This window comes from Pseudorhodoferax sp., from assembly GCF_047601025.1.
GTDB lineage: Bacteria > Pseudomonadota > Gammaproteobacteria > Burkholderiales > Burkholderiaceae_C > Pseudorhodoferax.
In genome coordinates, this window is the sequence record NZ_JASGJZ010000001.1 from 5,199,949 (window position 1) to 5,212,118 (window position 12,170).

General features: G+C 73.5%; 10 protein-coding genes. 5 read left to right on the plus strand and 5 right to left on the minus strand.

Features of this window, described 5'->3' with window-relative positions; all coding sequences use genetic code 11:
• Positions 1-30 precede the first annotated feature (30 nt).
• Genes QM782_RS23990 through mltB form a run of 4 tightly spaced genes read left to right on the plus strand, consistent with a single transcriptional unit; the run spans position 31 to position 5,034 of the window.
• Complete coding sequence (locus QM782_RS23990) at positions 31-951, plus strand: AAA family ATPase (RefSeq protein ID WP_415205372.1); 921 nt, start codon at positions 31-33, stop codon at positions 949-951.
• A complete protein-coding gene (locus tag QM782_RS23995; RefSeq protein ID WP_415205373.1) occupies positions 948-1,922 on the plus strand; it encodes a DUF58 domain-containing protein in 975 nt (324 codons plus the stop codon). The genes QM782_RS23990 and QM782_RS23995 overlap by 4 nt, the downstream gene beginning before the upstream one ends.
• Positions 1,919-3,949 (plus strand): DUF3488 and transglutaminase-like domain-containing protein, encoded by a 2,031-nt coding sequence (locus QM782_RS24000; RefSeq protein ID WP_415205713.1) that lies wholly within the window; start codon positions 1,919-1,921, stop codon positions 3,947-3,949. Before QM782_RS23995 ends, QM782_RS24000 begins: the two co-directional genes overlap by 4 nt.
• A complete protein-coding gene (gene mltB, locus QM782_RS24005; RefSeq protein ID WP_415205374.1) occupies positions 3,946-5,034 on the plus strand; it encodes a lytic murein transglycosylase B in 1,089 nt (362 codons plus the stop codon). Before QM782_RS24000 ends, mltB begins: the two co-directional genes overlap by 4 nt.
• On the opposite strand, the gene QM782_RS24010 is transcribed toward mltB, so the two are convergent.
• The 4 genes from QM782_RS24010 to aspA all read right to left on the minus strand — a co-directional run bounded on the left by QM782_RS24010 (position 5,031) and on the right by aspA (position 9,457).
• Positions 5,031-5,705, minus strand: a complete 675-nt coding sequence (locus tag QM782_RS24010; protein ID WP_415205375.1) for a DUF4760 domain-containing protein — start codon at positions 5,703-5,705, stop codon at positions 5,031-5,033. The genes mltB and QM782_RS24010 overlap by 4 nt on opposite strands.
• 113 nt (positions 5,706-5,818) lie before the next feature.
• Positions 5,819-7,093, minus strand: a complete 1,275-nt coding sequence (locus QM782_RS24015; protein ID WP_415205376.1) for an MFS transporter — start codon at positions 7,091-7,093, stop codon at positions 5,819-5,821.
• Between the two features lie 203 nt (positions 7,094-7,296).
• Entirely contained in the window at positions 7,297-8,007 is a 711-nt protein-coding gene (locus tag QM782_RS24020; RefSeq protein ID WP_415205377.1) for a DUF1345 domain-containing protein, read from the minus strand.
• 31 nt (positions 8,008-8,038) lie between these two features.
• Complete coding sequence (gene aspA / locus QM782_RS24025; RefSeq protein ID WP_415205378.1) at positions 8,039-9,457, minus strand: aspartate ammonia-lyase; 1,419 nt, start codon at positions 9,455-9,457, stop codon at positions 8,039-8,041.
• A gap of 232 nt (positions 9,458-9,689) precedes the next feature.
• Between aspA and QM782_RS24030 the strand changes: the two genes are divergently transcribed.
• Entirely contained in the window at positions 9,690-10,601 is a 912-nt protein-coding gene (locus tag QM782_RS24030) for a LysR substrate-binding domain-containing protein (protein ID WP_415205379.1), read from the plus strand.
• Between the two features lie 9 nt (positions 10,602-10,610).
• Here the strand turns inward: QM782_RS24030 and QM782_RS24035 are convergent, their stop codons facing one another.
• A complete protein-coding gene (locus QM782_RS24035) occupies positions 10,611-12,092 on the minus strand; it encodes a PLP-dependent aminotransferase family protein (protein WP_415205380.1) in 1,482 nt (493 codons plus the stop codon).
• Positions 12,093-12,170 lie beyond the last annotated feature (78 nt).

Here is a 12,170-nt window from a genome sequence, read left to right on the forward strand (position 1 = left end):
CTCGCAGGTGTTTTCGGGTATGGTCCTGCGATGATCGTACACGCCACCGCCGGCCGGCTTTTGCGGCAGCTCAATGACGTGATCGTCGGCAAGGCGGCGCAGATCCAGGACTGCGTGGCCTGCCTGCTGGCCGGCGGGCACCTGCTGATCGAGGACGTCCCGGGCGTCGGCAAGACCACGCTGGCCCATGCGCTGGCGCGCAGCTTCGGGCTGCAGTTCTCGCGCGTGCAGTTCACCTCGGACCTCATGCCCAGCGACCTGACCGGCGTGTCGGTCTACGAGCGCGGCCAGGAAGCCTTCGTGTTCCATCCCGGCCCGCTGTTCGCGCAGATCCTGCTGGCCGACGAGATCAACCGCGCCAGCCCCAAGACGCAGAGCGCGCTGCTGGAGGCCATGGAGGAAAAGCAGGTCACCGTCGACGGCGCCACGCGCGCGCTGCCGCGCCCCTTCTTCGTGATCGCCACGCAGAACCCGCAGGACCAGGTCGGCACCTTCGCGCTGCCGGAGTCGCAGCTGGACCGCTTCCTGATGCGCATCTCGCTCGGCTACCCGGACCGCGGCGCCGAACGGCTGCTGCTGGCCGGCGCGGACCGCCGCCAGTTGGTCGACGCCCTGCCCGCGCTGCTGACGCCCGGCGAGCTGCAGGCGCTGCAGCAGCAGGTGCTGCAGGTGCACCTGGCCGGGCCGCTGCTGGACTACCTGCAGGACCTGGTCGCGGCCACGCGCTCGGGCCGCTGGTTCCTGCAGGGCCTGTCGCCGCGCGCCGCCATCGCCGTGGTGCGCGCGGCCCAGGCGCAGGCGCTGCTGGGCGGGCGCGACTACGTGGCGCCGGACGACGTGCAGGCCATCCTGCCGCAGACCATCGCGCACCGGCTGGTGCCGGTCGGCGACGCCGGCCGCGGCGCCGTCGAGCAGGTGCGCGCCATGGTCGAGGCCGTGCCGCTGCCGTGAGCGCCGTCCTGGGCCGCCGCAGCCCGCCGCCGCACTGGCGCCTGCGCCTCCAGGCCTGGTGGGAGGCGCGCCTGCCGCGCAGCGACACGCTGGCGCTGACCCAGCGCAACCTCTACATCCTGCCCACGCGCGCCGGACTGATGCTGGCGGCCACGCTGGCGCTGCTGCTGCTGGGCTCGATCAACTACCAGCTGAACCTGGGCTACCTGCTGACCTTCCTGCTGGCCGGCTGCGCGCTGGCCGGCATGCACGCGGGCCACGCCACGCTGCACGGCCTGCAGCTGCACCTGCTGCCGCCCGAGCCGCAGTTCCTGGGCACGTCCTGCCAGCTCACGATCGAACTGGCCAGCACCCGCGCCGCCCCGCGCCACGGCATCGCCGCGAGCCTGCGCGGCACTGGGCGGCTGGCCTACGTGGACGTGCCGGCCGGCGGCCGCAGCCAGGTGCACGTGGCCTTCGCGCCGGCGCGGCGCGGCCTGCACGCCATCCCCACGCTGGTCCTGGAGACGCGCTACCCGATGGGCGCCTTCCGCGTCTGGGCGCTGTGGCGGCCGGCCTCCCGGGTGCTGGTCTACCCGCAGCCCGAGCCGCACCCGCCGCCGCTGCCGCCCGGCAGCCCCGACCCCGGCGGCGGCGTGCACCAGGCCGCCGGCAGCGGCGAGTTCGACGGCGTGCGCGACTACCGCCGCGGCGACCCGCTGAAGCGTGTGGTCTGGAAGAAGGCCGCCAAGGCCGGCGAACTGGTCAGCCGCGACAGCCGGCAGGCCCGGCGCCACGCGCTGTGGCTGGACCTGGAAGCCGCCGCCGGCGCCGCCGGCCGCGAGCACCGCCTCTCGCGCCTGTGCGCCTGGGTGCTGCAGGCCGACCGGCTGGGCCTGCCGTACGGCCTGCGCCTGCCCGGCCTGCAGCTGCCGCCGGCCAGCGGCCCGGCCCACCGGCGGCGCTGCCTGGAGGCGCTGGCGCTGTGCTGAGCCGGCCGCTGCGCCGCCCTTGCAACCTGCCACGCGACAGCCGCGACACGCTGTTCCTGCTGGCCGTGGTCGGCTGGATCCTGCTGCCGCAGGTGCCGCGGCTGCCGCCGTGGTGCAGCGCGCTGGCCGCGGCGGTGCTGGCCTGGCGCGCCTGGCTGGCGTTCGGCGCGCGCCCGCTGCCGGCGCGCTGGTGGCTGCTGGCGCTGGTCGGCCTGGCCGTCGCGCTGACGCTCGCCTCGCACCGCACGCTGCTCGGGCGCGACGCCGGCGTCACGCTGCTGGTCTCGCTGCTGGCGCTCAAGACGCTGGAGCTGCGCGCACGGCGCGACGCCTTCGTGCTGTTCTTCCTGGGCTTCTTCACGATGCTCACGAACTTCTTCTTCTCGCAATCGCTGGCCGTCGCCGCCGCCATGCTGGTCGGGCTGCTGGGCCTGCTGGCGGCGCTGGTCAACGCCCACATGCCGGTCGGCCGCCCGCCGCTGGCGCTGGCCGCGCGCCAGGCGCTGCGCATGGTGCTGCTGGGTGCGCCGGTGATGCTGGTGCTGTTCCTGCTGTTCCCGCGGCTGGCGCCGCTGTGGAGCGTCCCCGGCGACGCGATGGGCGGGCGCAGCGGCCTGTCGCCCACGATGGAGGTCGGCAGCCTGGCCAGCCTGGCGCTGGACGACGCCATCGCCATGCGCGTGCGCTTCGACGGGCCGCCGCCAGCCCAGCCCGACCTGTACTTCCGCGGCCCGGTGCTGACCGAGTACGACGGCCGCAGCTGGCGCCCGGCGCGGGTGGAATTCGGCCTGGACGCGCCGCCCGGTGGCGCGCTGCGCGTGCTCGGCGCGCCGGTGCGCTACGAGGTCACGCTGGAGCCGCACAACCGGCCCTGGCTGCTGCTGCTCGACGCCGCGGCGCGCGCGCCGGAACTGGCCGGCCTGCGCGCGCTGCAGTCGGCCGAGCTGCAATGGTTCGCCACGCGGCCGGTCACCGACCTCGTGCGCTACCGCGCGCAGAGCCACGTCGACTTCCGCCACGGGCCGCTGCAGCGCACCGCCGCGCTGCAGCCCGCCCTGCAGCTGCCGCCCGGCCGCAACCCGCGCACGCTGGCGCTGGCCGCCGAGATGCGGCGCGACCCGCGCCTGGCCGGTGCCGGCAGCGCCGCGCTGGTGGCGGCCGCCCTGCAGCGGCTGCGCGGCGGCGGCTATGTCTACACGCTGGAGCCGGGCGTCTACGGCGAGCACCAGGCCGACGAGTTCTGGTTCGACCGCAGGCAGGGCTTTTGCGAACACATCGCCTCGGCCTTCGTGGTGCTGATGCGCGCGCTGGACGTGCCGGCCCGCATCGTCACCGGCTACCAGGGCGGCGAGATGAACGGCGTGGACGGCTACTGGACCGTGCGCCAGAGCGACGCCCACGCCTGGGCCGAGGTCTGGCACGCAGGCCGGGGCTGGGTGCGGGTGGACCCCACGGCCGCCGTGGCGCCAGGCCGCATCGGCAGCCTGCAGCGCCTGCGCGCGCCCCAGGGCGCGTTCGCCGCGGCCGTCGGCGCCGTCGACCCGGACATCGCGGCCCGGCTGCGCGCGGTCTGGGAAGCCGTCAACAACCGCTGGAACCAATGGGTGCTGAACTACACGCAGACCCGCCAGCTCGACCTGCTGCGCCGCCTGGGCTTTTCCGCCGACGACTGGACCGACCTGGCCGGGCTGCTGGCCGGCGCGCTGGCGCTGGGCGGCCTGGGCGGCGCCGGCTGGGCGCTGTGGGAACGGCGCCGGCGCGACCCCTGGCTGCGCCTGCTGGACCAGGCGCGCGACCGCCTGCGCGCCGCCGGCCTGGCGGTGCCGCCGCACGCGCCGCCGCGGCAGCTGGCCGAGGCGCTCGCGCACGCCGGCCTGCCCGGCGACCACGCGGCGCTGCGCGGCTGGCTGCTGCGCCTGGAGGCGCAGCGCTACGCGCGCGCCGGCCCGGCCAGCCTGGCGGCGCTGCGGCGCGAATCCCGGCAGCTGCGCTGGCCCGCCGCCCACCCGCCGATACTCCGTCCATGAACCGATTGCTCCGCTGCAGCCTGGCGCTGTTCGCCCTGCCCCTGATCGCCCTGCCCGCCCCGGCCCAGACGCCGAAGAAGCGCCCCGCCGCGGCGGCCGCAGCGGCCAGTGCCCCCGGGCCGCTGTACGCGACCCGCCCCGAGGTACTGCTGGCCGCCGACGACATCGCCAGCCGCCGCGACCTGGACCGCGAATGGGTGCGCCAGGCCATCGGCCAGGCCCGGCTGCTGCCGCAGGTGCAGCGGCTGATGGCGCCGGCGCCGCGCGGCACGCCCAAGAACTGGCGCGTCTACCGCAGCCGCTTCATCGACCCGGCACGCATCCGCGCCGGCGTGCGCTTCTGGCAGCAGCACCGCGAAGCGCTGGCCCGCGCCGAGCGCACCTACGGCGTGCCGGCCGAGATCATCGTCGGCATCCTCGGCGTGGAGACCATCTACGGCCAGCAGACCGGCAGCTTCCCGGCCATCGACGCGCTGGTCACGCTGGCCTTCGACTTCCCGAAGGCGCATCCGCGCGCGGCCGAACGCGCCGCCTTCTTCCTCGGCGAGCTGGAGCAGCTGCTGAGCCTGTCCGACCGCAGCGGCACCGACCCGCGCGCCTGGCGCGGCAGCTTCGCCGGCGCCATGGGCCTGCCGCAGTTCATGCCGTCGAGCTGGGTGCGCTACGCGGTGGACTTCGACGGCGACGGCCGCGTCGACCTGTTCGGCAGCGCCGAAGACGCCATCGGCTCGGTCGCCAACTACTTCAGGGCCTTCGGCTGGCAGACCGGCATGCCAGCCTTCTACCCGGTGGCGCTGGACCCGCAAGCCGACATGGACACGCTGCTGGCGCCGGACATCCTGCCGACCTTCGGCGCCGAGCGCTTCACGGCCCTGGGGGCGCGGCTCGACGGCGCGGCGCTGCAGCACGCCGGCCCGCTGGCGCTGGTCGAACTGCAGAACGGCGGCGATGCACCCCAGTACGTGGCCGGCACCGAGAACTTCTACGTGATCACGCGCTACAACTGGTCCAGCTACTACGCGATGGCGGTGCTGGAACTGGGGCAGGCGGTCAAGGCCGCGCTCGACCGCCCGTCCGGCGCCTAGCCGCGCAGCATCGAGAACGGCCGCAGATCGTTGGCCGGCACTTCGCGCTCGTCGCGCCAGCGCAGGTACAGCCAGCGCAGGTTGCGGTAGAGCAGCAGGTTGCGCGGCAGGTGCGCGTCGCCGGCCACCCGGCGCTCGATCCAGTCGCGCGAGTAGAACGTGGTCTTGGTCAGGATCGAACGCAGGCTGGCGCGCAGCATGGCCTCGTGCAGGTCGCCGTGGCGCACGCCGATCGCGATGTACTCGAAGTAGTTCAGGACGTAGCGCAGCGCCTCCTCGTCGTCGCCGGCGATGCCGGCGGTCGCGTCCTGCTCGGGGTCGCGCGTGGCCAGCGGATGGGCCCGCTCGTAGGCACCGAAGAACTTGTTGACGCGGTCGGCGCGCTCCATGTAGGTGGCCGACAGGCGCGACTGCAGCAGCGTGTTCACCGTGTGCTGCTTGACCGAGTTGCGGATCGAGGTCCAAGCCGTCACGATCCAGCCGATCACGGCCAGCCAGGCGGCCAACAGCACGACGATCTGCTGCTTCTCCAGCGCCTCGGCCGGCGCGGTGCGGCGCAGCCACTGGTGCCACCAGAAGAACACCGCCACCGAGATCAGGGCCGCAAAAAACAAAAGGCCCAGCACGAAGCTGGGCCTCCAGAACGATGGGTCGCCCTTATGCGAAGCCATCGCCTTCCATGAAGCATGCTGTCATCGGGACCTCCTTCTCTGGTGTGCCGGGGCGCCCATCGCGCCGCCGGAGCCGGGCCAGTATGCCATAGCTGGTCCGCGGAGCGGGGATTTCAAGGCCGCCCGCTCCCGGCAGCCGCCTGCTCGAAGCGGTCCAGCCGGCCGATGCCGCGGAACAGCCGCGTCCACAGGCCGACCACGGCCAGCGTGCACAGCCCGCCGGCCACGGCCGCCGGCACCGCGCCCAGCCAGGCCGCGCTGGTGCCGGCGCGGAACTCCCCGAGTTCGTTGGACGAGCCGATGAACAGCATGTTCACCGCCTGCACGCGCCCGCGCATGCCGTCCGGCGTGGAGAACTGCACCAGCGCCCCGCGGATGTAGACGCTGACCATGTCGGCCATGCCGGCCACCATCAGCGCGCCGAACGACAGCCAGAACCAGTGCGACAGCGCGAACACCAGGTTGGCCAGCCCGAACACCGCGACCGCGCCGAACATCGTGGCGCCGACGCGCCGGTCCAGCGGCTTCATGCTCAGGAACAGGCCCATGCCGACCTCGCCGATGGCCATCGCGCTGCGCAGCGCGCCCAGCCCCTGCGGCCCCACGTGCAGCACCTCCTGCGCGTAGATCGGCAGCAGCGCCACCACGCCGCCCAGCAGCACCGCGAACAGGTCCAGCGAGATGCAGCCCAGCACCACCGGCCGCGTCCAGATGAAGCGGATGCCGGCGCCGAAGCGCTGCCACATGCTGCCCTGCGTCGCCAGCTGGGGGCCGGCATGGTCCACCGTCACGCGCGCCAGCAGCAGCGCGCCCAGCGCGAAGCAGGCCAGGCACACCAGGTAGGTCAGCGGCGCGCCGCCGGCCGCGTACAGCACGCCGCCGAGGAACGGGCCGGTGATCGTGGCGCTGCGCATCAGCATGCCGTTGACGGCGATCGCCTGCGCCAGCTGGGCGCGCGGCACGATCTGCGGCAGCAGGCTCTGCAGCGCCGGCCCGGCGAACGCGCGCGCGCAGCCGTACAGTACCAGCACGCCGTAGATCGCCGACACGCCGGCCAGCCCGTGGCCCGACAGCCACCACAGGAGCGCGCTGCAGCCGGCCGAGACGACCCAGCTGCCGGCCAGGATGGTGCGGCGCGAGAAGCGGTCGATCAGGTCGCCGGCCGGCAGCAGCAGGCACAGCATCGGCAGGAACTGCGCCAGCCCCACGTAGGCCAGCGCCATCGGCTCGCGCGTGAGGTCGTAGACCTGCCAGGCCACGACCACGGCCTGCACCTGCGTGGCCAGCACGGCCGCCACGCGCGCGGCCATGAAGGCGCGCAGCCCGGGATGGCGCAGCACGCTGGCGGCGGCGTCGTCGCTGGAAGAGGAGGAAGCGGGACTGGACAAGGGGGCGGGAACGGCCTCGGCGGCTGGCCGAGGGGGCCGGATTGTGGCGCAAAACGCCGCGCCGCGCTGGCGGCCGCCCGGCCGCGCCGCTGCCCAAAAAACAGGCAACCCCGTGCAAACCCGCATGGCGCCTGGCTTCGGCGCAGCCGTTCAGCGCCTGTCCCCAAGGATGTCCACAGCGCCGCTGGACAACCCGGCGCGCGTCAGCCGAGGCTGCCGGCGACCACGTTGACGGCCAGCGCCAGCACGATCAGGTTGAACGCGAACGACAGCAGGCCGTGCACCAGCGTCAGCCGGCGCATGCGCCGGCTGCTCACCGTCACGTCGGAGACCTGCGAGGTCATGCCGATCACGGCGGAGAAGTACAGGAAGTCCAGGTAGTCCGGCGCCTGGCCGCCCGGGAAGTCCAGGCCCCGGGCCGGCTCCTGCTCCTGCCGCTCGGAGCGGTAGTACACGCGCGCGTAGTGCAGCGCGAACACGGTCTGCAGCAGCAGCCAGGAGGCCGCCAGCGCGGCCATGGCCAGCGCCAGGTAGCTCCAGCGCGCCAGGCCCTGCAGCGCGCGGCTGCTCTCCACGGCCAGCGCCACGGCCACGATGCTGGCGCAGGCCGCGCCCGCGACCAGCATGAACAGCGCCGCGGCGCCCGGGTCGTTCCACCGCGCGCGCCGGCGCGTGGCGGTGGCGTCCAGCGGCAGGGCCAGCCGCCAGGCGATCCCTAGGTACGCCAGGCTGTAGGCCAGCCAGCCGGCCAGCCAGGGCACCTCGGGGCCGCCCACGTTCTGCCGCATCGCGACCACCGCCCCCGCCAGCGCCGCCAGCAGCGCCAGGCCCTGGCGCTGCAGCGCGCTCAGGCGCACCGACCAGTGCAGCCGATGGGCGGGCTGGCCGGTGCCCGAAGGGGGTCGCGCATCCATGCCGGCGATTGTGCGCCGCCGGCGCGGACGGCTACGGCTGCGCCAGCGGCACCGGCTGCGTCAGCACCTCGGGGCGCAGGATCCGGTCGAGCTGCTCGCGCGTGAGCAGGCCCTTGGCCAGCACGATGTCGTAGACGCTGCCGCCGCTGGCGTGGGCCTCCTGCGCCACGGCGGTGGCGTTGGCGTAGCCGATGTAGGGATTCAGCGCGGTCACGATGCCGATGGAATTGGCGACCAGGCCGCGCAGGTGCTCGGCGTTGGCGGTGATGCCGTCCACGCAGCGCGCGGCCAGCGTCAGGCTGGCGCTGCGCAGGTGCGCCACGCTCTTGAACAGGCTGTGCGCGATGATGGGCTCGAAGGCGTTGAGCTGCAGCTGGCCGGCCTCGGCCGCGAACGTGACCGTCACGTCGTTGCCGATGACCTCGAAGGCCACCTGGTTCACGACCTCCGGGATCACCGGGTTGACCTTGCCCGGCATGATGCTGGAGCCGGCCTGCATCGGCGGCAGGTTGATCTCGTTCAGGCCGGCGCGCGGGCCGCTGGACAGCAGGCGCAGGTCGTTGCAGACCTTGGACAGCTTGACCGCCACGCGCTTGAGCACGCCGGACAGCTGCACGAACGCGCCGCAGTCCTGCGTCGCCTCGATCAGGTTGGGCGCCGTCATCAGCGGGATGCCGGTGATGCGCTGCAGGTGCTTGAGCACCAGCGGCGCGTAGTCGGGATGGGCGGTGATGCCGGTGCCGATGGCGGTGGCACCCATGTTGATCTCGCAGATCAGCAGCGCGGCCTCGCGCAGCCGGGCCTGGTCTTCCTCGATCATCACGGCATAGGTGCTGAACTCCTGGCCCAGCGTCATCGGCACGGCGTCCTGCAGCTGGGTGCGGCCCATCTTCAGCACGTCCTTGAACTCCAGCGCCTTGGCCGCGAACGAGCGGCGCAGCACCTCCATCGCCTCGACCAGGCCCTGGATGCCGAACCAGGTGGCGATCTTGAGCGCCGAGGGATAGACGTCGTTGGTGCTCTGGCCGATGTTGACATGCTCGTTGGGATGCAGGTGCCGGTACTCGCCCTTGGCATGCCCCAGCAGTTCGAGCGCGCGGTTGGCGATGACCTCGTTGGCGTTCATGTTGCTCGACGTGCCTGCGCCGCCCTGGATGACGTCGACGACGAACTGGTCGTGCAGCCGGCCGGCCAGGATCTCGTCGCAGGCGCGCACGATGGCGTCGCAGCGCTGGGCGTCCAGCAGGCCGAGCTCGTGGTTCGCATGGGCCGCCGCCTGCTTGACGAAGGCCAGCGCCCGCACGAGGTCCGGGTAGATCGCGATCGTGGTGCCGGTGATCGGGAAGTTCTCGATCGCGCGCAGCGTGTGCACGCCGTAGTAGACGTCGGCGGGCACCTCGCGGTCGCCGAGGAGGTCGTGTTCGATGCGGAAGTCGGCGCTGGTGGCCATGGCGGGTCTCCTGTCGGTGTTCGTGCGGGCCGGCCGGTGCGGCGGGCCGACGCGGGCGCAGTGTGCGGGCGCGGCCGGCCCGGGCGCCAGACCGATGCAAACAACGCATCGCGGGCCGCACGGCGCGCATGGCCCGCCGCGGGGCCGCAGGACCGCGGCTCCATCGGCGGGGGATGGGCATAACATGCCGCCCGTCGACCACCCGGCATGCCAACCTGCGCGAGCGTCTCCCATGGAAATCAAGTGGCTGGAGGATTTTCTGAGCCTGGCCGAGATGCGCAGCTTCTCGCGCGCCGCCGCCGACCGGCACATCACCCAGTCGGCCTTCAGCCGCCGGATCATGGCGCTGGAGGAGTGGCTCAACGTGGAGCTGGTCGACCGCAGCGTGCAGCCGGCCCGGCTGACCGCGGCCGGCTGGCTGTTCCGCCGCATCGCCGCCGACCTGCTGCACGACGCCTACGCGGCGCGCACGCTGCTGGGCGGCTGCCAGCCGCTGGCCGAGCCCGGCAAGGTGGTGCAGTTCGCGGTGGCCCACACGCTGGTCTTCACGCTGTTCCCGCAGTGGCTCAAGCGGCTGCACGAGGGCTTCGGCCCGCTGCCCGCGCGCGTGCACGCGGTCAACGTGCCCGAGGGCGTGCAGCAGCTGGTCGAGGGCGACTGCGACCTGCTGCTGGCCTACCACCATCCGCAGCTGCCGATCCTGCTCGACCCCAACCAGTACCCGCACCGCCTGCTCGGCGTCGAGCGCATCCTGCCGTTCTCGGCGGCCGACGCCGAAGGCCGGCCACGCTTCCGGCTGCCGGGCAGCAAGGAGCAGCCCCTGCCCTTCCTGGCCTACTCGGCCGGCGCCTTCATCGGCAACGTGGTCGAGATGCTGCGGCTCAACGCCCCGACGCCGGCGCACCTGAACCGCTGCTTCGAGACCCACATGTCCGAGGCGCTCAAGGCCATGCTGGTGGCCGGGCACGGCGTCGGCTGGCTGCCCGAGAGCTGCGTGGCCGACGAGATGGCGCAAGGCCACCTGGCCGTCGCCGGCGGCGACGAGTGGGTCGGCCAGCTCGAGGTGCGCCTGTACCGCACCGCGCCCAGCCCCAAGGCCGTGGTCGACGCCGTCTGGCACTGGCTGGACCGGCCGTCCGCCTGAGCGGCGGGCTCAGCGCAGGGCGCGCTCGAGCACGTCGGCGAGCCGGTCGAAGCTGTCGTGGATCTCCGGCTCGGACACGGCGCCGTAGCCCAGCACCAGGCCGCGCGGCGCCGGCGACGCCAGCGCGTACAGCGACAGCGGCCGCGTCATCACCCCGGCCTGCAGCGCCTGGCGGGCCACGGCGTCGTCGTCCACCGATGGCGGCAGGCCCAGCACCAGGTGCAGGCCGGCGTCGCTGCCCAGCACCGGCAGCTGCTGGCCGAAGCGCCGGGCGATGGCCCCGATCAGCGCGCCGCGGCGCGCCGCGTAGACGCCGCGCATGCGCCGGATGTGGCGCGCGTAGTGCCCCTCGCGCATGAAGCGCGCGAGCACCGCCTGCTGCATGGTCTGGCCCTCGCGGAACAGCTCGTTGAGCGCGCGCGCGAAGTGCTCCACCAGTTCGCGCGGCAGCACCAGGTAGGCCAGCCGCAGCGAGGGGAACAGCGTCTTGGAGAAGGTGCCCAGGTACAGCACGCGGCCGTGCTCCTCCTGGCCCTGCAGCGCCGGCAGCGGCCGCGCGGCGAAGCGGAACTCGCTGTCGTAGTCGTCCTCCACGACCCAGACGTGGTGGCGCGCGGCGTAGTCCAGCAGCTGGTGCCGCCGGCCGTGGCTCATCAGCACGCCGGTCGGGTACTGGTGCGAGGGCGACAGGAACATCAGCCGCGGCGGCGCCTGCAGCTGCTGCGGCGTGGGCGCCAGGCCTTCGGCGTCCAGCGCCACCGGCGTCAGCACCAGGCCGGCGTTGCGGAAAGCGCTGCAGGCGCCCCAGTAGCCCGGGTCCTCGACCCACACCGGGTCGCCGGCATCGGCCAGCAGGTGCGCCACCAGGTGCAGCGCCTGCTGGGTACCGTTGGTGACGACCACCTGCTCCGGCTGGCAGGCCACGCCGCGCGTGGCCTGCAGGTAGTCCGAGATCGCCTCGCGCAGCGGCGCGTGGCCACCGTCGGTAGCGTAGCTCAGCTGCGCCGGCCCGGCCTCGCGCCAGGCCTGCGCATGCAGGCGCTGCCAGACCTTGGCCGGGAACATGCGCACCTCGGGCACGCCGGGCGTGAACGCGCCCCACTGCAGCGGGCTGGCGCGCGCGCCGCGCACGAGTTCGTCGCCGCGGCGCGACAAGGCCATGGCCTGGCGCGCCGGCGGCGTGCGCGCGCGGCCGCCGAAGCCGGGTGCCAGCGGCTTGACGTAGGTGCCGCGCCCGACGCCGGCCTCCACCAGGCCTTCGAGCACCAGCTGCTCGTAGACCTGCACCACGGTGTTGCGCGCGATGCCCAGCACCTGCGCCATCTCGCGCGTGGGCGGCAGCTTCAGGCCGGCCGGCAGCGCCGCCTGCCGGATGCCCGCGGACAGGATGCGGTAGAGCTGCTGGTGGTCGTATTCGCCGGCGCCGCGGTCGAAGCGCTGCTGCACGAAGTCGGGCAGCGCCTGAGCTTCCCGTCCGCCGATTGGTTCCATCGAATCTCGCATAGTTGGTTCTTTTTCTGGAATCAATGTATTCGTAGACTGCGCCGCTGTCCATCAAGCCGGGTGCCC